General features: G+C 74.6%; 18 protein-coding genes. 10 read left to right on the forward strand and 8 right to left on the reverse strand.

All coding sequences use genetic code 11. The features are described 5' to 3' along the window. Nucleotides 1-70: 70 nt before the first annotated feature. The 3 genes from O7619_RS08690 to O7619_RS08700 all read right to left on the reverse strand — a co-directional run bounded on the left by O7619_RS08690 (nucleotide 71) and on the right by O7619_RS08700 (nucleotide 1,593). Nucleotides 71-484, reverse strand: a complete 414-nt coding sequence (locus tag O7619_RS08690) for an HIT family protein (RefSeq protein WP_282286864.1) — start codon at nucleotides 482-484, stop codon at nucleotides 71-73. An 87-nt stretch (nucleotides 485-571) separates the two neighbouring features. Continuing rightward, on the reverse strand, nucleotides 572-1,264 hold the full coding sequence (locus tag O7619_RS08695) for a nucleotidyl transferase AbiEii/AbiGii toxin family protein (protein ID WP_282286865.1): 693 nt from the start codon (nucleotides 1,262-1,264) through the stop codon (nucleotides 572-574). Then, nucleotides 1,264-1,593 (reverse strand): hypothetical protein, encoded by a 330-nt coding sequence (locus O7619_RS08700; protein ID WP_282286866.1) that lies wholly within the window; start codon nucleotides 1,591-1,593, stop codon nucleotides 1,264-1,266. Before O7619_RS08700 ends, O7619_RS08695 begins: the two co-directional genes overlap by 1 nt. 76 nt (nucleotides 1,594-1,669) lie before the next feature. On the opposite strand from O7619_RS08700, the gene O7619_RS08705 reads away from it, so the two are divergent. From O7619_RS08705 to ilvA, 3 genes are all read left to right on the forward strand, one after another. Further along, complete coding sequence (locus O7619_RS08705; protein WP_282286867.1) at nucleotides 1,670-2,812, forward strand: cystathionine gamma-synthase; 1,143 nt, start codon at nucleotides 1,670-1,672, stop codon at nucleotides 2,810-2,812. A 17-nt stretch (nucleotides 2,813-2,829) separates the two neighbouring features. After that, nucleotides 2,830-4,236 carry an amidase family protein gene (locus O7619_RS08710; RefSeq protein WP_282286868.1) on the forward strand — a complete coding sequence of 469 codons (1,407 nt, stop codon included), beginning with the start codon at nucleotides 2,830-2,832 and terminating at the stop codon, nucleotides 4,234-4,236. Between the two features lie 61 nt (nucleotides 4,237-4,297). Next, on the forward strand, nucleotides 4,298-5,518 hold the full coding sequence (gene ilvA / locus O7619_RS08715; RefSeq protein WP_282286869.1) for a threonine ammonia-lyase: 1,221 nt from the start codon (nucleotides 4,298-4,300) through the stop codon (nucleotides 5,516-5,518). 127 nt (nucleotides 5,519-5,645) lie between these two features. Here the strand turns inward: ilvA and greA are convergent, their stop codons facing one another. Both greA and O7619_RS08725 read right to left on the reverse strand, forming a co-directional pair. After that, nucleotides 5,646-6,146, reverse strand: a complete 501-nt coding sequence (gene greA, locus O7619_RS08720; RefSeq protein ID WP_282286870.1) for a transcription elongation factor GreA — start codon at nucleotides 6,144-6,146, stop codon at nucleotides 5,646-5,648. Between the two features lie 145 nt (nucleotides 6,147-6,291). Beyond that, nucleotides 6,292-6,726 (reverse strand): DUF4307 domain-containing protein, encoded by a 435-nt coding sequence (locus O7619_RS08725; protein ID WP_282286871.1) that lies wholly within the window; start codon nucleotides 6,724-6,726, stop codon nucleotides 6,292-6,294. Nucleotides 6,727-6,966: 240 nt separating this feature from the next. Here O7619_RS08725 and mca point away from each other — a divergent pair, with 240 nt between their 5' ends. From mca to O7619_RS08740, 3 genes are all read left to right on the forward strand, one after another. Then, the gene (mca, locus tag O7619_RS08730; protein ID WP_282286873.1) at nucleotides 6,967-7,848 is read left to right on the forward strand and encodes a mycothiol conjugate amidase Mca; all 882 of its coding nucleotides are present in this window, start codon (nucleotides 6,967-6,969) and stop codon (nucleotides 7,846-7,848) included. Nucleotides 7,849-7,896: 48 nt separating this feature from the next. Further along, nucleotides 7,897-8,181, forward strand: a complete 285-nt coding sequence (locus O7619_RS08735) for a hypothetical protein (protein ID WP_282286874.1) — start codon at nucleotides 7,897-7,899, stop codon at nucleotides 8,179-8,181. A gap of 221 nt (nucleotides 8,182-8,402) precedes the next feature. Continuing rightward, on the forward strand, nucleotides 8,403-10,892 hold the full coding sequence (locus O7619_RS08740; RefSeq protein ID WP_282288740.1) for a bifunctional diguanylate cyclase/phosphodiesterase: 2,490 nt from the start codon (nucleotides 8,403-8,405) through the stop codon (nucleotides 10,890-10,892). 126 nt (nucleotides 10,893-11,018) lie between these two features. On the opposite strand, the gene O7619_RS08745 is transcribed toward O7619_RS08740, so the two are convergent. Further along, on the reverse strand, nucleotides 11,019-12,044 hold the full coding sequence (locus O7619_RS08745; protein ID WP_282286876.1) for a phosphatidylinositol-specific phospholipase C domain-containing protein: 1,026 nt from the start codon (nucleotides 12,042-12,044) through the stop codon (nucleotides 11,019-11,021). Nucleotides 12,045-12,186: 142 nt separating this feature from the next. Between O7619_RS08745 and O7619_RS08750 the strand changes: the two genes are divergently transcribed. Continuing rightward, nucleotides 12,187-14,223 carry a thioredoxin domain-containing protein gene (locus O7619_RS08750; protein WP_282286879.1) on the forward strand — a complete coding sequence of 679 codons (2,037 nt, stop codon included), beginning with the start codon at nucleotides 12,187-12,189 and terminating at the stop codon, nucleotides 14,221-14,223. Here the strand turns inward: O7619_RS08750 and O7619_RS08755 are convergent. Next, complete coding sequence (locus tag O7619_RS08755) at nucleotides 14,220-14,780, reverse strand: helix-turn-helix transcriptional regulator (RefSeq protein WP_282286881.1); 561 nt, start codon at nucleotides 14,778-14,780, stop codon at nucleotides 14,220-14,222. The genes O7619_RS08750 and O7619_RS08755 overlap by 4 nt on opposite strands. A 101-nt stretch (nucleotides 14,781-14,881) precedes the next feature. On the opposite strand from O7619_RS08755, the gene O7619_RS08760 reads away from it, so the two are divergent. The 3 genes from O7619_RS08760 to purE all read left to right on the forward strand — a co-directional run bounded on the left by O7619_RS08760 (nucleotide 14,882) and on the right by purE (nucleotide 17,232). After that, a complete protein-coding gene (locus O7619_RS08760) occupies nucleotides 14,882-15,358 on the forward strand; it encodes a hypothetical protein (RefSeq protein WP_282286883.1) in 477 nt (158 codons plus the stop codon). A 169-nt stretch (nucleotides 15,359-15,527) separates the two neighbouring features. Beyond that, complete coding sequence (locus tag O7619_RS08765) at nucleotides 15,528-16,688, forward strand: 5-(carboxyamino)imidazole ribonucleotide synthase (protein ID WP_282286885.1); 1,161 nt, start codon at nucleotides 15,528-15,530, stop codon at nucleotides 16,686-16,688. Nucleotides 16,689-16,740: 52 nt separating this feature from the next. Next, nucleotides 16,741-17,232 (forward strand): 5-(carboxyamino)imidazole ribonucleotide mutase, encoded by a 492-nt coding sequence (gene purE, locus O7619_RS08770; protein WP_281584878.1) that lies wholly within the window; start codon nucleotides 16,741-16,743, stop codon nucleotides 17,230-17,232. Nucleotides 17,233-17,248: 16 nt separating this feature from the next. Here purE and O7619_RS08775 read toward each other — a convergent pair whose 3' ends face one another. Then, complete coding sequence (locus O7619_RS08775; RefSeq protein ID WP_282286886.1) at nucleotides 17,249-22,159, reverse strand: permease; 4,911 nt, start codon at nucleotides 22,157-22,159, stop codon at nucleotides 17,249-17,251. Nucleotides 22,160-22,212: the final 53 nt, after the last annotated feature.

A 22,212-nucleotide genomic window follows, 5' to 3' on the forward strand; every position in this document is an offset into this window, starting at 1 on the left:
GACTCCTCTCGTGGCTTTCCCCAGCGTGTAACAGCGCCGGTCCCCGGTTCCTTACCCGTCCATCCCGACCTCAGGCCAGGGCGGCCGAGATCCGAGCGGCGAAGCCGGCGGCCTCGGCGTCGTCGGCGTAGCGGGTGCGGGGCCAGAAGAAGCCGCGCAGCCCGTCGCCCTTCGTCCGGGGCACCACGTGGGTGTGCAGGTGCGGGACGGACTGGGACACCTTGTTGTTCATCGCCACGAACGTCCCACCGGAGTCGAGACCGGTCTCCACCGCCACCGCGATCCGCTGCACCAGCCGGAAGTAGCCGGGCAGCGCGTCGGCGGGCAGGTCGGCCAGCGTCACCAGGTGGGTACGCGGCACCACGAGGACGTGTCCCTTGAACACCGGCCGGGTGTCGAGGAACGCCACCCCGTCCGCCTCGTCCGTCACCGTGAAGCTCGGCACCGCACCGCCCACGATCCCGCAGAACACACACCCACTCATCGGCTCAGGCTAGGCCCACCCCGCCGGTCCCGCCGGGCGCGCCCCGCCCTCGTCCCGCAGTGTCGATCATGAACTCGGGTGGGTTGGTCAGGGTGGGTCCAGGTAGGCGTCCCAGTCGTCGTCGGGGATGCCGGGCGGGCCGGTCTCGCCGTTGGCGAGGCGCCTCCGGATGTCCGCCTCCCAGCGCAGCGCCCACGTGCGCAGCTCGCCGATCTGTGGCTCGGTGAGGCCGTATGAATGGAAGGTTCGGACATCCCGCTCGATCACGCCACCCAACCGATCGGCCAACTCGTCCAGCGAGAAGCCTGCGGTGTGGCGGGCGCCGAGGCGCTCCAGCTCGGACCACGCGAGTCGCCCGTTCGCGGCGTGGACGTCGATGTAGTCCCGGTGGGCGGCGCGGTCGTGCAGCGCGCGAACCTTGAGCCCGACAGCGTCCTCGAAGGCCAACACCGGGCCCACAGTCATTTGGGCCGGTGGCGCGAGTGCTTCCTTGAGCAGGTCGACCTCGCACGAGGACACATCGTTCGAGACCAGCAGGCGAGCCATCCGAGGGGTCGACTCGATGATCCGAGCGGAGAACCCGGCTGCGACGTAGGCGGCGGCGAGGCGGTCCGTCACGGCAGGGAGCGGCATCGCGGCGGCCGTGGCGAAGTCGATGTCCTGGGAGGGCCGGTTGACCAGATCGTGAGCCCAGATGGCGTAACCACCCGCGAGCACCAAGCCCAGGTCGTCGCCGGCGGCAAAACCAATCTGCAACAGACGACGATGCAGCTCGTCCATTACTCGGCGGTGAGGGCGGGCAGTCGTCGCTCCCAGAGCCGCGTCACCCGGCGCGCGGTCAGCCGTCGGATGCGGGGCCAATCCTGGCGGAGGAGCGTGGCGTTGACGTAGTTGACGATGTCGCGACGCTGGCCGCAGTCGAGCAGCAGGCAGTAGAAGGTCAGTCGTTCGTGCGGGTCGCCGATGTCGTAATCGGTCGGACCCGACCAGGCCAGCCGCACGGGCAAGCTGACCCGGCCCGATCGCGGACCGACCAGCATCTCCAGCGAGGCCGGGATCCGGTCGATCGCGCCGTGCAGGCGGGAGGGCAGCGCTTCGGTCGGACTCACCGAACCAGTATGGCCGACCGGTCCGACGCGCCGGGTTCCCCGCGCAGTGGCGGACCGGCGGACTAACGTCTCGGTAATGAGTCACGGCTTCGAGACACTCGCCATCCACGCCGGCCAGGACCCCGAGGCCCGCACCGGCGCGGTGATCCCCCCGATCTACCAGACCAGCACGTACGCCCAGGATGCCGTCGGCGCGCCCCGCGAGGGCTACGAGTACAGCCGCTCCGGCAACCCCACCCGGGACGCGCTGCAGGAGTGCCTGGCCGCGCTGGAGGGCGGTCCGGTGGGGCTCGCCTTCGCCAGCGGCCTGGCCGCCGAGGACACGCTGCTGCGGACCGTCTGCAAGCCCGGCGACCACGTGGTGATCCCGGACGACGCGTACGGCGGCACCTACCGGCTGTTCGCGAAGGTGGCCGAGCGGTGGGGCCTGGCGTACACCCCGGCGAAGGTCTCCGACCCGGACGCGGTCCGGGCCGCGATCCGGCCCGGCGCCACCCGGATCGTGTGGGTGGAGACGCCGACGAACCCGCTGCTCGGCATCGCCGACATCGCCGCGCTGGCCGCCGTGGCGCACGACGCGGGCGCGCTGCTGGTGGTCGACAACACGTTCGCCTCGCCCTACCTGCAACAGCCGATCGCGTTCGGCGCGGACGTGGTGGTGCACTCCACCACCAAGTACGTCGGCGGTCACTCCGACGTGGTCGGTGGCGCGCTTGTCGCCGCCGACCGGGCGCTCGGCGAGGAGCTGCGCTACCACCAGAACGCGATGGGCGCGGTCAACGGCCCGTTCGACGCCTGGCTCACCCTGCGTGGCATCAAGACCCTCGGGGTACGGATGGACCGGCACTGCGACAACGCCGAGCGGATCGCCGCCTGGCTGGACGGCAACGCGAAGGTCGCCCAGGTCATCTACCCGGGCCTGCCCTCGCACCCCGGGCACGAGGTGGCGGCCAAGCAGATGCGCCGCTTCGGCGGCATGATCTCGTTCCGCGCGGCGGAGGGCGAGGAGCACGCCGTCGAGATCTGCAACCGGGCCCGGCTGTTCGTCCTCGCAGAGTCCCTCGGCGGGGTGGAGTCCCTGATCGAGCACCCGGGTCGGATGACACACGCGAGCGCCGCCGGCTCGCCGCTTGAAGTTCCCGCCGATCTCGTGCGACTGTCTGTCGGCATCGAGACGGTCGACGACCTGCTCGCCGATCTGGAGCAGGCACTGGGCTGACCGCTGGACGACGGAGGGTGGCAGTGCCGGACATCTTGCCGACGACCTGGGTCGGGGCGACCGCCAAGCAGATCGCCCGCGCGGTACGCCGCGGCGACGTCTCCGCCACCCAGGTGGTGGCCGACCACCTCGACCACGTGTCCCGGGCCGACGCCGAGCTGGCCGCGTTCCGCACGGTACGCGGCGGCGAGGCGATCACCGAGGCGGAGAAGGTCGACGAGCAGGAGGAGTTGGCCGACCTGCCGCTGGCCGGGGTGCCGGTGGCGGTCAAGGAGAACACCCCGGTGGCCGGCCTGCCCACCTGGAACGGGTCGGCCGCGATGCGTACCGCCGTGGCGGAGGCCGACCACGAGGTGGTCCGGCGGTTGCGCGGCGCGGGCGCGGTGATCCTCGGTGTGACCCGGATGCCGGAGCTGGGCCTGTGGGCCCTCACCGACGACGACAGCGGGGTGACCCGCAACCCGTGGGACCCGGCGCGTACCCCCGGCGGCTCCTCCGGCGGCGCAGCCGCCGCGGTGGCCGCCGGGATGGTGCCGATGGCGCACGGCAACGACGGGCTCGGCTCGATCCGCATCCCGGCGGCCTGCTGCGGCCTGGTCGGGCTCAAGCCCGGCCGGGGCGTGGTCCCCTGCCAGCTCGGCGCGGACGACTGGTTCGGCCTCACCGAGCACGGCATGCTCACCGGGACGGTGGCCGACGCGGTGGTCGGCTTCTCGGTGCTGGCCGGTCGCCGGCCGGCCACCCTGGTGCCGCCGCCGCGGCTGCGGGTGGGCGTCTCGCTGCGTTCCCCGGTGCGCGGCGTCTCACCGGACGCGGCGAACCGGGACGCGGTCGCCGCCGCCGGTCGGCTGCTGGCCGGCGCCGGGCACGACACCGTCCCCACCGACCCGGTCTACCCGACCAAGCTCGGCCTTCAGGGCATCGCCACCTGGTTCGCCGCCGCCGCGGCCGACGTGCGGGCTGCCGGCGTGGCCCCGCGTCAGCTTCAGCGACGCAGCCGCCGGCACGTCGCGCTCGGCGAGTGGGCGCAGCGCCGCGGGTACGTCCGGGAGGCCGACCGGGCCGCCTGGCGCGAGCGGTCGGTGCACTTCTTCGCCGACCACTCGGTCGACCTGCTGCTCACCCCGGCGCTGGCCGGGCCGCCGCCGGAGGCCGCCGGCTGGTCCGGCCGCTCCTGGCTGGCGAACATGACGACGAGCATCAGGTACGCCCCGTACGCCGCGCCGTGGAACATCGCCGGGCTGCCGGCGATCACGATCCCGGTCGGCCGTCGCCCGGACGGGCTGCCGCTGGCCGTGCAGGTCGTCGGGCCGCCCGGCTCGGAGCTGCTGCTGCTCGGCGTGGCCGGCCAGTTCGAGATGCAGGCGCCCTGGCAGCGGCACGCGCCCGGCTATCCCCGCGTCGGGACGCCGGCCGCCGCCTGAACGAGGCTGTGGGTCCGACGTCGCCGCCGGTCCCGCCGGGGGCGAATGGCACGATCGGGGCATGACGGAACTGGTCGGTCTCGCCGACGTACGGGCCGCGCGGGAACTGCTCGCCGGCGTCACCCGCACCACCCCGCTGGAGCCGTCCCGGCCGCTCAGCGCCGAACTCGGCGGACCGGTCTGGCTCAAGTGCGAGAACGTGCAGCGCGCCGGGTCGTACAAGGTGCGCGGCGCGTACGTGCGGATCTCCCGGCTCTCCGCGGCGGAGCGCGCCCGCGGTGTGGTGGCGGCGAGCGCCGGCAACCACGCCCAGGGCGTGGCGCTCGCCGCCGACCTGGTCGGCACGCACGCCACCGTCTTCATGCCGGTGAACGCGCCGCTGCCGAAGGTCGCCGCGACCAAGGGGTACGGCGCCCGGATCGAACTGGTCGGCAACACGGTGGACGAGTCGCTCGTCGCGGCGCAGACCTTCGCGGAGCGCACCGGCGCGGTGTTCATCCACCCGTTCGACCACGCGGACGTCATCGCCGGCCAGGGCACGGTGGCGTTGGAGATCCTGGAGCAGTGCCCGGACGTGCGCACCATCGTGACCGGGGTGGGTGGGGGCGGGCTCGTCTCGGGCATCGCGGTGGCGGCCAAGGCGCTGCGTCCCGACGTACGGGTGATCGGGGTGCAGGCGGCGAGCGCCGCGGCCTTCCCGCCCTCGCTGGTGGCCGGCGAGCCGGTCCGGCTGCCCTCCTTCGGCACGATCGCCGACGGGATCGCCGTCGGTCGCCCCGGCGAGCTGACCTTCACCCACGTCCGCAAGCTCGTCGACGACGTCGTCACGGTCACCGAGGAGGACATCTCCCGGGCGTTGCTGATGCTCCTGGAGCGCGGCAAGCAGGTGGTGGAGCCGGCCGGCGCGGTCGGCGTGGCGGCGCTGATGGCCGGCGCCGTGGAGGTGACGACGCCAGTGGTCGCGGTGCTCTCCGGCGGCAACATCGACCCGCTGCTGATGCTCCGGGTGATCGAACACGGCCTGGCCGCGGCCGGGCGTTTCCTGCGCGTCACGGTGCGCTGCACCGACCGGCCGGGCCAGCTCGCCTCGCTGCTCAGCGAGATCGCCGAGCACCGGGCGAACGTGGTGGACGTGGTGCACCAGCGGGCCAACCCGCACCTGCGGCTCGGCGAGGTGGAGGTGGCGCTCTCCGTGGAGACCCGCGGGGTGGCGCACTCGGACACGCTGATCAGCGCGTTGCGCGCCAGCGGCTACCAGGTGGTCTTCGCGGGCGAGGGGTGACGCGCGACCGCGAACGCCCCGGCCGGAGGAACCGGTCGGGGCGTTCGGCGGTGTGGCTCGGGTCCGAGGAGCCTGTCAGCCTCGGTCGGGTCGGACCCGAGCCGTCCGGCGCGGGTCCGCCGGTGGGTCAGCCCGAGTAGGGCTCGAAGGAGACCACGGTCACCTTGATGTCGGCGCCGCTGGGCGCGGTGTAGGTGCAGGTCTGACCCGGCTTGCCGCCGAGGATCGCCTTGCCGAGCGCGGACTCGGGGCTGTAGACGGTGAGATCGGTGGTGGAGGCGATCTCACGGGAGCCGAGCAGGAACGTCTCGGTGTCGTCGGCGTCGTCGTCGAAGTAGATGGTGACGACCATGCCGGGCGACACCGCGTCGGCGTCCGGCGCCTCACCGACCTTGGCGGTGCGCAGCAGCTCCTTGAGGTAGAGGATGCGCCCCTCCGCCTTGCCCTGCTCCTCGCGGGCGGCGTGGTAGCCACCGTTCTCCCGCAGGTCGCCCTCCTCGCGCCGGGCGTTGATCTCGGCGGCGATGACCGGCCGGTTGGCGATCAGCTCGTCGAGCTCGGCCTGGAGGCGGTCGTGAGCGTCCTGGGACAGCCAGGTGGCGGGCGCCTCGTTTCCGTTTGTGGACACAGGCGATCTCCTCGGTTGGTGCGAACTGGCTGACAGGTGAAACCACCAGATTACCAGTGCCGCACACGTCCGGGTGTGGTCCAGCGCCCCGGGTGCCGGCGATGGGACCCGGGGTGCGGGTGCCGGCGGCTCGCCGGCGTCCGGCTCAGCCGGCCGGTCGGCAGCGCAACACCTCGCCGATGAACGGTCGGGCGCTCGTCGGCACCTCCTGCCGGACGCGGACGTGTCGTTGACCCGGTGCGGCGGTCACGGTGGCCTCGACGTGGCCCACCTCGGCGCCGTCGTGGGAACGGGCCCGCAGCAGGCAGGTGGCGGCCCCGCCCGGTGGCACGGTGACCCGGAAGTCGACCACGACCCGGGAGTCGGTGATCCCGGTGTAGCTGATCATCTCGCCCTGGTAGTCGGGGTCGCCGTACTGCTGGTAGAGCTTCACCGCGCCCAGCCCGAGGACGGCCAGCACGGCCGTCACCGCCAGGGCGAGCGCGAGCGGCCGGCGGCGACCCGGCTCCCGGCGACGGCCGTAACGGCCCGGCGGGAAGACCGGCGCTCCCGGTGCGACTGTGGCGTGCGTCTCGCTCACCGGCGGGCATCTCCTGGCGTCGTTGTCGGCGGCATCGGCAAGAATGGCAGGGTCCATCTTCCCAGCCCGGCGCTGAGTCAAGAATGGCAGGTCGGCCCCGACGGGTCCGGGTGGTCCTCGCCACCCCGGCGGCGGTCCCGACCGGCCAACACGGGGGCTTGCGCGGGCGCGGGGGGAGATTCCGGCAGGTCAGCCGGCCGACGCATGTCGGTCGGCGGGCACAGACGAGGAGCGCCGAAGGTGGCAGAACAGCTGCGTCTCATGGCGGTGCACGCCCATCCCGACGACGAGTCGAGCAAGGGCGCCGCCACCATGGCGAAATACGTCGCCGAGGGGGTGGATGTCCTGGTCGTCACGTGCACCGGCGGTGAGCGGGGCAGCGTGCTCAACCCCAAGATGGACCGGCCGGACGTGTGGGCCAACATCGGCGACATCCGCCGGGCCGAGATGGACGCCGCGCGCGCCGTCCTCGGCGTCGAGCAGGCATGGCTCGGCTTCGTCGACTCCGGGCTGCCGGAGGGCGACCCGCTGCCGCCGCTGCCCGAGGGCTGCTTCGCGCTCCAGGAGGTGGAGGTCGCCGCCGCGCCGCTGGTCCGGCTGATGCGACAGTTCCGCCCGCACGTGGTCACCACGTACGACGAGGAGGGTGGCTATCCGCACCCGGACCACATCATGACCCACAAGGTCACCGTGGCGGCGTTCGAGGCGGCCGGCGACCCCGACCGCCATCCGGAGCTGGGCGAGCCGTGGCAGCCGATGAAGCTCTACTACGACGTGGGCTTCTCCCGCGCCAAGATCCTCAGCCTGCACGAGGCGATGCTCGCCGCCGGCTTGGAGTCGCCCTACGGCGAGTGGATGAAGCGGTGGGAGGACCGCCCCGACAAGGGGGAGCGGATCACCACCCGGGTGGACTGCGCGCCCTACTTCCCGGTCCGCGACGACGCGCTGCGCGCCCACGCCACCCAGATCGACCCGGACGGGTTCTGGTTCCAGGTGCCGATGGATCTCCAGCAGCGCGCCTGGCCGACGGAGGACTTCCAACTCGCCCGCTCGGTCGTCGACAGCCCGCTCCCGGAGTCCGATCTCTTCGCCGGGGTGCGCGAGACGTGCCATGCCGGCTGACATCCCCGAGGGCTACCCTGGTGGCCAGCCGCACATCGGAGGAACACCATGCTGACCACCGCCCAGGTGCTCGCGGAGAACAACTTCGGTGACACCCGCACCGGTGGGCTGGCCGGCCCGATGGGCCTCTTCCTCATCATCGCGCTGGCCACCGTCACCGTCCTGCTCATCCGCAACATGAACGCCCGCCTGCGCCGCCTGCCGGACCGCTTTCCGCGCCAGGCCGAGCCGGGCCGGGCCGACGCCGCAGTCGTCGATCCGACAGATGGACCCGATGGGCAGGATTCACCGACGAATGCTCCCACCGGCCCCCAGCAGCGCGGCAACGGTTGAACACCGCATGAATCACGCCCAGACCGGTCCTCGACCCCTGTTGCGGCCACCGGGTTTGGCTTAGCCTTCCGCCGGGGGGACCGTCAGGCCCCGGACCCTGCGTGGAAGGGGGCGCCGATGTCGAAGGCCGCGACCGCCCCCGACCGTGCCCCGATTCCGCGTCCCTCCGGGGCGGGGCCGTGACCTCCGAACCGGCCGACCGTCCCCCCGACCGGCTCGGCCTGCGCGGCACGCCGCTGAGCGTCGTGCTGCTGACCGCCGCGGTCGCGGTCACCGCGTTGCTGGCCGCGGTGCTCGGCGTCGCCGCACCGGCGCACCTGCCCGCCGGCGATCCGCTGCCCGGCCCGGCCCGCTTCGGCCTCGCCGCGGTCGCGTTCGCCGTCGCCCAGCTCGCGCGGCTGCGCTTCCGCACCGCGGCGGGCATGGTCAGCATCACCTGGGGTGAGGCCGCGCTCGTGGTCTGCCTCTGGCTGGTGCCCGCCGGCTGGCTCCCGGCCGCGGCGCTGCTCGGCGCCGGCGCCGCCTGGACCGCCATGTCCCTGGCCGTCGACCGCCGCCCCGTGCTGGAACTGGTGCGCATCGCCACCTCGCTCGCCGCCGCCACGGCGCTGGCCGGGGCGGCGGTGAGCGCGCTCGGCCGGCCACTGCTCGCCGCACCCACCCCGGAGCTGGCCCTCGCGTCGAGCGTCGGCGCCGTGACCTACCTGCTCGCCACCGCCTTGCTGGGCGCCGCCGCGATCGCGCTGCGGCACGACATCCCGATCGGGCCGCCGCTGCTGGCCGCGCTCCGCGGCAAGCTGCTCATGTTCGTCGGCAACGTCGCGGTCGGCCTGGTGGTGGTCACGCTGCTGGAACTCGACCCGCGCTGGCTGCTGCTCCTGCCGCCGCCGCTGTGGCTGCTGCAACAGACCTACCGGCACCGGCTCCGGGCCGAGGAGGAACGGCGGACCTGGCGGGCGTTCGCCGAGGCCACCGCCGCGCTGAACCAGCTCGACGAGCGCGGCGTGGCGACCTCCGCCGTGTCCGGTGCCCTCGCCCTGTTCGGGGCCGAGCTGGTCGAGGTGGACGTGGCGCGCGGCGACGGGCGCTGGCGACGCTACCGGGCCGACCTCGGTGGGCAGGTGCACGACTACGAGGTGACCCCCGCGGCGGGCGACGGGTCGGGCGAGCACGAGCTGGTCCGGCGGCTCGCCGTGGGCGCCGTCGAGGTGGGACGGTTGCGGGTGCGCTTCGCCCGGTCCGCCCCGCCCAGCCACCGCGAGCGCGACGGCGTGGCCGCCTTCGGTGACGCCCTGGCCGCCGCCCTGCACGATGCCGCGACCCATCGCGAGCTGCGGTTGGTCACCGCCCGATCCTCGTACGACGCGGTGCACGACCAGCTCACCGGGCTGCTCAACCGGGCGGCCCTGCTGACCCGCGGCGACCAGGCGCTGCGGCAGCGCCCGCACGACCATCCGGTGGCGCTGCTGCTGCTGGACGTGAACCAGTTCAAGGAAGTGAACGACACGCTCGGGCACGCGGCCGGCGACCAGTTGCTGCGGCTCACCGCCAACCGGCTGGCCGTGCTGACCCGGCCCGGCGACCTGCTCGGGCGGCTCGGCGGCGACGAGTTCGCGCTGCTGCTGACCTCGGTCCCGGTGGTCGAGGACCGGACGGCTCCGCTCGCGTACGCGCTGCGCCAGGCCCGGGAGGTGGCCGAACGGCTCGCCGCCCCGACCGAGGTGGCCGGCGTGCGAATGTCCGTCGAGGTGGCGGTCGGCGTGGTGGTGGCCGACGCGGGCGCCGCCGACCTGACCGAGCTGCTGCGCCGCGCCGACATCGCGATGTACCAGGCGAAGGCGGGCGGAGGCAGCGTCGCCGCGTACGACAGCTCCCGGGATGCGGCGAGCACCGACCACCTGGCGTTGCTCGCGGAGCTGCGGGAGGCCCTCGCCACCGACGACCAGTTGGTGCTGGCGTTGCAGCCGGCGGTCGACCTGGCCACCGGCGCTCCGACCGGGGTGGAGGCGCTGATCCGGTGGCGGCACCCGCGCCGCGGCTGGCTCGGCCCGGCCGACTTCATCCGTCCCGTGGAAAACAGCGAGCAGCTCGGCAGCTTCACCCGCTACGTGCTGGACAAGGCGTTGGAGGTGGCCGCCGGGTGGGCGCGGGAGGGGCTCGACGTGCCCATCTCGGTGAACCTGTCGGCCCGCAGCCTCCTCGACCCCCGGCTGCCCGCCGAGATCGAGGAGGCGCTGCGCCGCCACCAGGTCCCGCCGCACCGGCTGGTCCTGGAGATCACCGAGACGGTGGTGATGAGCGAGCTGGAGATCATCGACGAGGTGTTGGCGACCCTGCGGGCGATGGGCGTGCAACTGGCCGTGGACGACTTCGGCACCGGCTTCTCCTCGCTGACGTTCCTCACCCGCATCGCGGTGGACGAGTTGAAGGTGGACCGTTCCTTCGTGATCCGGATGGCCGACTCGCCGGAGGCGGCGGCGATCGTGCGTACCACCGTCGGGCTCGCCCACGAGCTGGGCCTGCGGGTGGTGGCCGAGGGGGTGGAGACGGCCGAGCAGCGCACCGCGCTGGCGGAGCTGGGCTGCACCGCCGCCCAGGGTTACCACTTCTTCAAGCCGATGCCGGCGGACAAGATCGGCGCGGTGCTCGGCTCCCTGCGCGACACCGCCCGCGCCAACGTCTTCCCCCTACGCGCCGACGGCGCCTCCTGACCCCGCCCCCGCCCCCCGGGTGCCCTGCGCGCTGATTCACGGAAACAGTGGCTATCCGGGCCCCGATAGCCACTGTTTCCGTGAATCTGCAGGCGCGGGGGACGGGGGGTGGGGGGTGGGGGTGGGTCAGCCGCGGGGGAGGACGTTGGCGAGGACCGTGGGCAGCGTCGACCAGTCGGCGGAGGCGACGCTGGCGTGCGCGCGGGCGAGCTGGGCGACCCGGGCCGCCGCCGCCTCGGAGTCACCGGTGCCGACCGCCGGCGGGACGTTCTGCGCGTCGGTCATCACCAGCAGGTAGTGGTTCGCGTCGTACCAGGCGGTGTCGATGCCGCCGGTGACGTACCCGGTGGCGTCGCCGTCGAAGAGCACGAACCACTGCCGCAGCGCGGCGTCGGCGTACCGGGTGCGGGGGTCGCCGGCCTGGGCCCGGTGCACGGCCGGGAACGCCCGGGCGGTGCCCAGCGTGCCGGCCGCCGCCAGGCCGGCCAGGTGGCGGGCGTACTCCACGTCGGTCCAGAGGGTGTCGGTCGGGTTGCCCTCCTCGACGGTGCCGGGGATCAGCTCCACGAGCACCTTGCCGGCGAGCTGCGCCCGGGTCGGCCAGGCGTCCGCGCGGGCGGCGGCGTCCAGCGTGGGGTGGCCGCCGAGCAGGTCGGCCGGGCCGAACACCCGGTCGCCGAGGCGCGCGGCGAGCACCGCGTCGAGTTGGGCCGGTCCCTGCCCGGTGCGGCTGCTGAACCCGGTCTTGAGCTCCAGCTTGAGGACCAGCGGACCGGCGTCGGGGTGTGCGCCCAGCCAGAGCCGGATGTCGTCGAGGCAGTGTTCCAGGTTCTTGTTCCGGGTGCCGGTGTAGAGCTGTGCGGCGCTGGTGGCGGCCACGCAGTTGTTGTCGTTGCCGAGCGGGTTGCCGTGGCTGACCCGCCACTGCCGGGTGAGCACGTCCGGCCAGACGTCCAGCTCGATCAGCGCGGGGCGGGCGTCGAGCGCCTGGGCCAGGTAGGTGTAGGTGCCGCGCTCGTACGTGTTGTGGATCCCGACGCCGGTGGTGGCGGACCACCGGGTCTGCGGTGGCACCGCGGCGGACGCGGCGCCGGGGGTCAGGGCGGAGCCGGCGAGGGCGGCGAGGGCGAGCAGGGCGGGGATTCTGCGCATGACCGTCTCCTTCGGACGTGCCGGCCGGGGGGTACGCCGGACATGCGCCGATTCAAATAGACGAAAGTGAATAGCGGAAGGACGGTCCGTGGCGCCGACCGGTCCGGCGGCGGTGTCGCCGGACGGCGGATAGGGTCGGGTGGTGAATCGACTCGCCGAGGCCACCTCGCCCTACCTGCTCCAGCACGCCGACAACCCGGTCGACTGGTGGCCCTGGTGCGCCGAGGCGTTCGACGAGGCGAAGCGGCGCGACGTGCCGGTGCTCATCTCCGTCGGCTACGCGGCGTGCCACTGGTGCCACGTGATGGCCCACGAGTCGTTCGAGAACGAGGCCGTGGCCCGGCTGATGAACGACGACTTCGTCTGCGTCAAGGTCGACCGCGAGGAGCGCCCCGACGTCGACGCCGTCTACATGACCGCCACCCAGGCGATGACCGGCCAGGGCGGCTGGCCGATGACGGTCTTCGCCACCCCGGACGGCACCCCGTTCTTCTGCGGCACCTACTTCCCGCGCGCCAACTTCGTCCGGCTGCTCGACTCGGTCGCCACCGCCTGGCGGGACCAGCGCGAGGCGGTGCTGCGCCAGGGCGCCGCCGTGGTCGAGGCGATCGGCGGCGCCCAAGCCGTCGGCGGTGTGACCGCCCCGCTCACCGCCGAGCTGCTCGACGCCGCCGCCGCCCAGCTCGCGAGCGAGTACGACGAGACGAACGGCGGGTTCGGCGGCGCGCCGAAGTTCCCGCCACACATGAATCTGCTCTTCCTGCTCCGGCACCACCGGCGCACCGGGTCGGCGCGGAGCCTGGAGATCGTCCGGCACACCGCCGAGGCGATGGCTCGCGGCGGCCTGAACGACCAGCTCGCCGGCGGTTTCGCCCGCTATTCGGTGGACGGCCACTGGACCGTGCCGCACTTCGAGAAGATGCTCTACGACAACGCGCTGCTGCTGCGCGTCTACACCCAGCTCTGGCGGCTCACCGGCGACCGGCTGGCCCGCCGGGTGGCCCGCGACACCGCCCGGTTCCTCGCCGACGAGATGCACCGGGCCGGGGAGGGCTTCGCCTCCGCGCTGGACGCCGACACCGAGGGCGTCGAGGGGCTCACCTACGTCTGGACGCCCGCCCAGCTCGTCGAGGCGCTGGGGGAGGACGACGGCCGCTTCGCCGCCGACCTGTTCACCGTCACCGAGCACGGCACCTTCGAGGAAGGCGCGAGCGTGTTGAAGCTCGCCCGGGACGTCGACGACGCCGACCCGGCGGTCCGGGCCCGCTGGCGGGACGTGGTGGGTCGGCTGCTCACCGCCCGGGACACCCGCCCCCAACCGGCCCGCGACGACAAGGTGGTGGCCGCCTGGAACGGGCTGGCGATCACCGCGCTCGCGGAGTTCCAGCAGGTCGCCGCGCTCTACGCGGACCCGGCGGACGAGGACGCCAACCTGATGGAGGGCGTGGTCATCGTCGCCGACGGGGCGATGCGCGACGCCGCCGAGCACCTGGCCGCCGTGCACCTGGTGGACGGCCGGCTGCGCCGGGTGTCCCGGGACCGGGTGGTCGGCGAGCCGGCCGGGGTGCTCGAGGACTACGGCTGCGTCGCGGAGGCGTTCTGCGCGCTGCACCAGCTCACCGGCGAGGGCCGGTGGCTGACCCTGGCCGGTGAGCTGCTCGACGTGGCGCTGGCCCGGTTCGCGGCACCCGACGGCGCCTTCTACGACACCGCGGACGACGCCGAGCGCCTGGTCACCCGCCCGGCCGACCCGACCGACAACGCGACACCGTCCGGCCGTTCGTCGATCGTCGCGGCGCTCGTCGCGTACGCGGCGTTGACCGGGGAGACCCGCTACCGGGAGGCGGCGGAGATCACCCTGTCGACCGTCGCGCCGATCGTCGACCGGCACGCCCGGTTCACCGGCTACGCCGCCACGACCGGCGAGGCGTTGCTCTCCGGGCCGTACGAGATCGCGGTGGCGACCGACGACCCGGTGGGCGAGCCGCTGCTGGCTGCCGCCCACCGGCACGCCCCGCCCGGCGCGGTGGTGGTCGCCGGCGCCCCGGACCAACCAGGCGTGCCGCTGCTGGCCGGCCGGCCCATGGTCGACGGGCGGCCCACCGCGTACGTCTGCCGGGGTTTCGTCTGCCAGCGGCCGGTGACCTCGGTGGAGGAGCTGGTCGCCCAGCTCGGCTAGGCGTCGGTGTCCGGGGCCGTGGCGCCGGACCGCAACGCCTGCGGCAGGGTGTCGAACCACTCCAGCACCGCCCGCTCGTAGGCCACGCCGAACCGCAGCGTCGCCACCGCGTAGGGCTCGACGTCGTCGGCGCCGTCCGGCAGCGCGGCGGCCACCTGCTCGTACTCGTCGAGCCGGGCGGCGTGCGTGGCTCGGTGCGTGGCGAGGTGTTCGGCGAGTCGCGGCGGTGGGAGATGCCGTCCGAAGAGCACCGTGAGCAGCAGCGGGAAGCGGATGGTTTCGTCGGCCGGAGGCTTGAGCGCCCATGCGGCGAACGCCGTGCGTCCGGCGTCGGTGATCTCGTACGGCTGCCGGTCGCGTCGTCCGCGTGCCCCGGCCCGGACCAATCCGGCGGACGCCATCGCGGCCAGCTCCCGGTAGACCTGGCTCTGCGTGAGCGACCAGAACGCGCCGATCCGCTGCTGGGCGTGCTCCAGGAGATCCCATCCGGTCATCGGGCCGTCGTGCAGGAAGCCGAGCAGGGAGGCGGCGGTGGCGTTGAGCGGCCGTTCGGGCATGGGCGGCGGACTCCTCGAATCGTCTTGACATCCCATTGTGTCAGGTCGGACGCTTGAGTAAGCGACCTCCCACAATGGGATGTCGGGGGAGGGGAGTCGTCGTGCGTACCGTGCTCGTTCTCGTCCATGCCGGCTGCGGCGCCGTCGGCCTGCTGCTCGCGCTGCCGGTGCTGCTCGCGCCGAAGCGTCGGGGCCGTCACACGCTGCTCGGCTGGGCCTACGCGATCGCCGCGCTCGGCCTGAGCCTCAGCGCCCTCGGGCTCTTCGCCCTCGACCCGGCCCGGCTGTGGGGGCTGGCGGTGCTCGGCGCGCTGACGCTCGGCTGGCTTGTCGGCGGCGTCCTGATCGCCCGTCGCCGCCCGCGTCGTCTCGGTGCGCGCGGCTGGCGGATCTGGCACCTCAACCTGATGGGCAGCACCGTGATCGCCTTCGTCACCGGCTTTGCCGTGCAGATGACCGACGGCAACCTCGTGGCCTGGCTCGCGCCCACGGTGGTCGGCTCGCTCCTGATCGCCCGCGCCACCGCCCGTGAGGTCGCCCGTGCCCCGCGCCGGATCGTGACACCGCTCGCCGGCTGAGCCCCGGTCGGCCCGCCGCAGTCGGGCCGCCGGGTCGGGGCCGCCCGAGTCGGGTCGCGAAGGTCGGGCCGTCGGGACCGGGACGCCGCGGCCGGGCCGCGCGGGCGGTGGGTCCGGGGGCCGCCCTCGCGGTCCGGTCCGGTGCCGCCCCGGCTAGGCTGGCGGCGCTATGGACTCCCGTACCGGACTCCCCGTCGTCGGCATGGTGGGCGGCGGCCAACTGGCCCGGATGACCCACCAGGCCGCCATCGCCCTCGGCCAGTCGCTGCGCGTGCTGGCGCTCGCCCCCGACGACGGCGCGGCGCTCGTCGCCGCCGACGTCCAGTACGGCGACCACACCGACCTGGCCGCGCTGCGCACGTTCGCCAAGGGCTGCGACGTGGTCACCTTCGACCACGAGCACGTGCCCAACGCCCACATCCGCGCGCTGGCCGACGAGGGCGTGAAGCTCTTCCCGCCGGCCGAGGCGCTCGTGCACGCGCAGGACAAGCGGGTGATGCGCGAGCGGCTCGGCGAGCTGGGCGCGCCGAACCCGGCCTGGCGTCCGGTGGAGTCCCCGGCCGACCTGGTCGCGTTCGGCGCGGAGACCGGCTGGCCGGTGGTGCTCAAGGCCGCCCGGGGCGGCTACGACGGTCGGGGCGTCTGGATGGTGGACGACGCCGACCAGGCCGCCGAGCTGGCCGCGACGCTGCTGGCCGGCGGCACGCCGCTGCTTGTCGAGGAGCGGGTGACGCTGCGCCGGGAACTGGCCGTGCAGGTGGCGCGCTCGCCGTTCGGGCAGGTCGCCGCGTACCCGGTGGTGGAGACGGTGCAGTCCGACGGCATCTGCGTCGAGGTGTTGGCGCCCGCGCCGGACCTGCCCGAGGAGCAGGCGCTCGCCGCCCAGCAGCTCGCCATCGACCTGGCCACCGCGCTCGGCGTGGTCGGGCTGCTCGCGGTCGAGCTGTTCGACACGCCCACCGGGCTGGTCGTCAACGAGCTGGCCATGCGCCCGCACAACTCGGGGCACTGGACCATCGAGGGCGCCCGCACGTCGCAGTTCGAGCAGCACCTGCGGGCGGTGCTCGACTATCCGATGGGGGACACGTCGCTCACCGCCCCGGTCGTGGTGATGGCGAACGTGCTCGGCGGGGAGCCGGGCGGGATGTCGATCGACGAGCGGCTGCACCACCTGTTCGCCGCCGAGCCCGGCGCCAAGGTGCACCTGTACGGCAAGCAGGTCCGGCCGGGCCGCAAGATCGGGCATGTCACCGTGCTCGGGACCGATCTCGCAGACGTACGGGCCCGGGCGGCGCGGGCCGCCCGCTGGCTGCACGAGGGAGACCGGTGAGCGCGAGGAGTGAGCTTGCGAGCCCCGCAGTCGCGAACGAAAGGGAAGCACCGTGAGCACCGTCGGGCTGATCATGGGCAGTGACTCGGACTGGCCGACCATGCGGGCCGCCGCCGAGGCGCTCGACGAGTTCGGCGTGCCGCACGAGGTGGGTGTGGTCTCGGCGCACCGCACCCCGCTCAAGATGATCGAGTACGGCCGGGAGGCCGCCGGTCGGGGCGTCCGTGTGATCATCGCCGGGGCGGGCGGCGCGGCCCACCTGCCCGGGATGGTCGCGTCGGTCACCCCGCTGCCGGTGATCGGGGTGCCGGTGCCGCTGAAGCACCTGGACGGGATGGACTCGCTGCTGTCCATCGTGCAGATGCCGGCCGGCGTGCCGGTCGCCACCGTGTCGATCGGCAACGCCCGCAACGCCGGGCTGCTCGCCGTCCGCATCCTGGGCGCCTCCGACCCGGCGCTGCGCGACCGGATGGTCGCCTACCAGGCGAGCCTGGAGGACCTGGTGGCCGAGAAGGAAGCCGCGCTCCGCGCCTCGCTGGGCTGACCCGGCCACCCACGGCTCATCGCATGCCGCGCAGCGCGGTCTGGAGGCGTTCCTGGGCGCGGCGGCGGCGCTCGTTGCTCGCGCCGAGCACCAGCAGGACCAGGCCGACCGGGAGCAGCACCAGCCACGGGCCGAGGCTGAACAGCGCGTGCACGGCGGCCACGGCGGTCACCGTCGCGCCCACGATCACCGGCGCCTGCTGCCGGCTCGTCGAGCCGAAGATCAGCACCGCCACGGCACCCAACAGCAGCAGCACCTGGCGCAGCATGGTGGAGTCGGTCGCCAGCACGATCGCCAACGTGGGCAGGAACGCGGTCACCAGCGCCGGCCCGTACGCCACCCAGCTCGACATGTCCGGCCGCTGGCGCAGTTGCAGCACCCCGACCAGCAGGGCCAGCGCCGCGAACGGCAGCGTGTACGCCTCGGGCAGCGCCACGTCGGACACCCGCATCAGGATCCACCAGGCGGTGATCTCGCACGCCACCACCGCCCAGAACAGCAGGTTCCGCTCCATCGGCCGCCGACCCGGGCGGCTGGCCGCCACCCCGAGCACCGCGCCCCAGGCGGCCAGCAACGCGGCGATGTGCCGGGGCGAGTCGTACGCCAGGGCCAGCGCGATCAGCGCCGACCCGTAACCGCTCCACTCGACGGTGGCCGCCTCCCGGTACGCCTCGGGCCGGCGTAGCCGGGGCAGGGTGGCGGCGAAGACCTGCAACGCCGCGCCCACCGCGAGCACCCCGAACGCCGACCACACCGCGGCGAGCCCCGCCACCAGCCCCAGCGTGAGCACGAAGAGCTGAGCCATCAGCGAGGCGAACAACCAGCCGAGGATGCGGGCCCGCTGGGTGGTGCCGAAGAACGCGGCGATCGCCCCCACACCCACCGCGCTACCCAGGGTGATCAGGGTGAGATCACGGGTGGCGAGGGCGCCGGCGAGCCCGGCGCCGCCGGCGGCCAACCCGATGGCGAAGACGAGCACCCGGGCGACCCGGATCGAGCGGCCCGGCTCCGCCAGCGCCGGCGGCGGGGTCAACGCCAACCCCAGCATCGAGATGGTGAACACCACCAGCCCGGCCTGCGCGGTCACCGGCCAGCCCTGGCCGAGCGCCACCGGCGTGATCAGCAGGGTGAGGGCCGCGCCGGGCAGGACCACCGGCACCGCCCGGGAGCGGCGACCGCCGCTGAAACCGGTCGCGGCCAGCGCCGCGGTCGCGGTGAGCAGCAGCGCGGTGAGCACGTGGGTGGGGTCCACCGCCTCCGGCGGCGGCGTGAGCAGCTCCGGCGGCGGCCCCTGCCACACCCGACCCAGCACCGCGAACGTCGAGAACAGCGCCACCCCCAGCGACGGGGCCAGCGTGACGAGCGCCAGCGCGGTGGGCAGCGCCGCCGCGGCCAGCGCCCCGGCGGCCGGGCTGACCCGCCACCGCAGCTCGGTGCCGGCGTCCGGGTCCCGGCGCAGCGCCCCGTTCAGCAGCACCGACAAGCGGTGTACCGGACGGGCCGAGCCGGCCGGCGGGACGGTGGCCGCCCGTACCAGCTCGGCGAGCACACCGAGCAGCGCCGCGGCGGCGGCGAAAACACCGGCGGGCAGGTGGACGAGGAGGGCGGCAGCCGCCGTGACGGTGGCCCCGCCGACCACGGCCACGCTGGCGTACGGCAGATATTGCGGCACCTGCCGGCGGACCGCCGCGATCACGGCGAGGCCGATGCTGGCGGCGGCCAGCGCCGCGGTGAGTATCACCTGCGCCGGGCGGCCGAACTCGGCGGACAGCGCGGCCACCGCTCCGGGCAGCGCCAGCAGAGCCGCCCCCGCAGCCGCGCCGCCCACCTGCACCAGGTGCGGCGGCATGCCCTCGGTGCGGAAGTCGTCCACGAGCGCCGGCGCGAGCGCCCGGGCCAGCACCGCCACCGTCACCCCGATCAACGCGACGCTGCTGAGCGCCAGCGCGGTGGTCCAGGGCCGGACCAGTCCGGCGCCGGTGGCGTGCAGCGCCACCACGCCGGCCACGGTGGCCCGGGACAGCGCCGCCCGAGGGTCCGCCGCAGCCGCCGCGGCCATCCCGTAGACCGTGGCCACCATGCAACCGACAAGCACCGGCGACCACCAGGGCAGGTCGAACGCGGCCGGCGCGCCCACGGTGGCCAGCACCGCGGCCACGCCCGAGATGTCGTACTTCCACGGCGGCGGCAGCAGGACGGCGGCGGTCACCGCCAGCAGCGCCAGCGCGACGGGCGCCTGCCACGCCGCCCCGCCGGTGGGTGCGGCCGGCCAGCCGCTCAGGTCGCCCGCCCAGATCGGCCCCGGGGTGGCCAGCACGCCGAACCCGCCGCGCAGCGCGCTCCAGGCCGCGACGAGGCCGATCAACGTGCCACCGGCCGCGATGCCGAGGACGGGTCCGCGCCGCCACTCCTCCGGCAGCGCCCGCGCCGCGACGGCCACCACAAGCACCAGCGCGGCGGCCACCACGAGCTGGCCGCCCGGCGCGAGCACCGCGGCGATCCGGGCCAGCGTGGCGACAAGCGCCACCGTGGTGGCGGCGAGGGCCAGGTCCGACCCGTCGAACGACATGTCGGCGCGGCTCCGGGCGTCGATCCGCGGGGCCAGCGCCAGCATGGCGGCGGCGATCAGCAGCAGGCCGCCCACCCAGGCGTCCGCCGAGGTCGCCCCGGGGGCGCCGAACGCGGCGGCGACGACGGCCACCGCGCCGAACACCGTGCCCAGCGCGTGCGGCATGCTCAGTTGCCGCTGCGCCACCTGGACCAGGGCGGCGTAGGCGAGCGTCACGCAGACGCCGAGGAAACTCGCGGCGAGGATCGGTACGGTGATCTCGCGCAGGTTGGCCGGGGTGGAGATCGGCGGCGTCGGCACGCTTGCGGCGACGAACGCGGCCACCGCGCCGGGCAGGGCGAACGCGGCGCCGCCGGCGGCCCAGGCACAGACCGTGTCCGTCGCGGCGGCGGCGAGCCGGACCCGGGGCGCGAGCGAGACCAACGCCCCGGCCAGGAAGAGCAGGGTCAGCGCGGCGGCGGTGAGCGCGGGCCGGGCCAGCGCGGCACCGGCTCCGGCCAGCCCCAGCACGGCCGCGGTCACCGCGTGCGCCACGGCGGCGCGTTCCGTGCCGGCGCTGAGCCCGAGCACCCCGATCGCGACGGCGGTCAGCAGCATCGGCCAGCAGGCCGCCGCCCAGCCCAGCCCGAGGGAGGCCGGCACGGCGAGCGCGGTGAGCGCCGCGCCGACCACCGCGAACTCGCGTCGGATCTCGGGGGGCAGCGCGACCACGGCGGCGACGGTGAGCAGCAGGGCGCTGGCGGCGAGCTGCCAGCCGGTCGGCCCGACCGCCCGGGCCAGCTCGGCGTGCCACCCGCTCAGGTCCGCCGACCAGGCCGGCAGCGCCGCCCGGACCGGCGCCAGCCCGGCGCGCAGCGCGCCGCCGGCGACCACCAGGCCGCTCACCGTCAGCGCCACCGCGGAGGCGAGCTGCGGGCCCCGGCGGGTCACCTCCGGCATGGCCCGCACGGCGACGCCGGTGAGCGCGATGACGGCGGCGATGAACAGCAGGGACCGGCCGGGCAGGGCCACCGAGGCCACCCGGCCGAGCGCGCCGATGACCGCGAGGGTGACGATGCCGGCGCCCAGGTCGGGCAGGGGCGGCCGGCGCAACACGAGCGTGCCGGCCAGCGCGGTCAGCGCGGCCAGCAGCAGCACCGTGCCCGCGCCCGCGGCAGCCGACACGGTGGTGGCGCGCAGCAGGGCGGTGACCGCGTACGCCAGCGCGAGCGCGACCGCCACACCGTGCAGCAGCCAGGTCGCCTCGCGCAGCCACGGCACCGGACGGGTCGGCGCGGCGGCGGCCGGGCCGGCGGGCGGCTCACCGCCGAGCACCTCGGCGGACTCCTCCGGCGCCGACTCGGGCCGGTCGTCGTCGGCGCCCTGGCGGCGCGGGACCGCCGCCGGCGTGGTGGGGGGCAGGTCCGACCGGACCGGCCGTTCGAGCATCACCGCGGACCGGGCCAGCGCCAGGTCCAGCACGGCCACCACGGTGAGCACCAGGGCCCAACCGGCGGGGCCGGTGATCCGCTCGTACGCCAGCAGCGGCAGCACCGGCTGGGCGGCGAGCACGGTGGCGAAGCGGGGCGCGCGCAGCCCGGTGCCGTACGCGTACCCGACCGCGACCAGGGTGGTGACCAGGAAGATCGCTCCGGCGAACGCGGCACCGGACGTGCCGCCCCCGATCCGGTCGACGGTCCAGGCCGCGTACCCGGCGAGCGGCACCAGCAGCAGCCCGACGGCGGCGATGGTCTCGGCGGTCGAGGTCAGCCCGCGGCGGGCCAGCACCGGCGGGGCGAGCAGCATCAGCACGGTCGCGACAAGCAGCACGCCGAGCCGGGCCAGCGCGTCCATCGAGCTGGTGGCGACCGCGGCGAAGACGACAGCCGCGATGCCGAGAAGGAGCCCGGCGAGCCCGAGCGGGATGTTCTGCACCTCGCGGGAGGACGCCTCGGGCGGGTGCTCCGGGTCGTCCGCGTCGAGCCACTGTGGGCGACCGCGGGGCGGTGACGGGGGAAGGTCCTCCGGAGTGGGCGGCGGCGTGCCCTGCCGGGGCACCCGGGGCGGCGCGCCGGTGGCGGCGGTGGGCGGCCGGCGCCCCGGACGCCGGCGCAGCACCTTACGCGGCCGGGTGGCCTGTTTGATCCGTTCCTCGCCGGCGTGCGCCAGGATGTCGCGCTGGAAGAGCGCGGCCTGCATCTTGGCGGCGATCTGCCGCTGCTCGCGGGCGATCTCGGCGTCGCGCGCCTTCATCTCGGCGATCGAGCGCTCGATGTCGGCCAGGTGCTCGGCCCACTGGGGCTGCTCCGCGCCGCAGTGCGGGCAGACGGCGGCGGGTTTGATCTCCCGCCCGCACGAGGCGCATCTGAAGCTCTCCACGACAGTCTCCCGTCCGCCCACGCCCCGCACTGTGGACCTCTCAGTGGCAGCAT

This window comes from Micromonospora sp. WMMD998, from assembly GCF_029581235.1.
Classification (GTDB): Bacteria; Actinomycetota; Actinomycetes; order Mycobacteriales; family Micromonosporaceae; genus Micromonospora.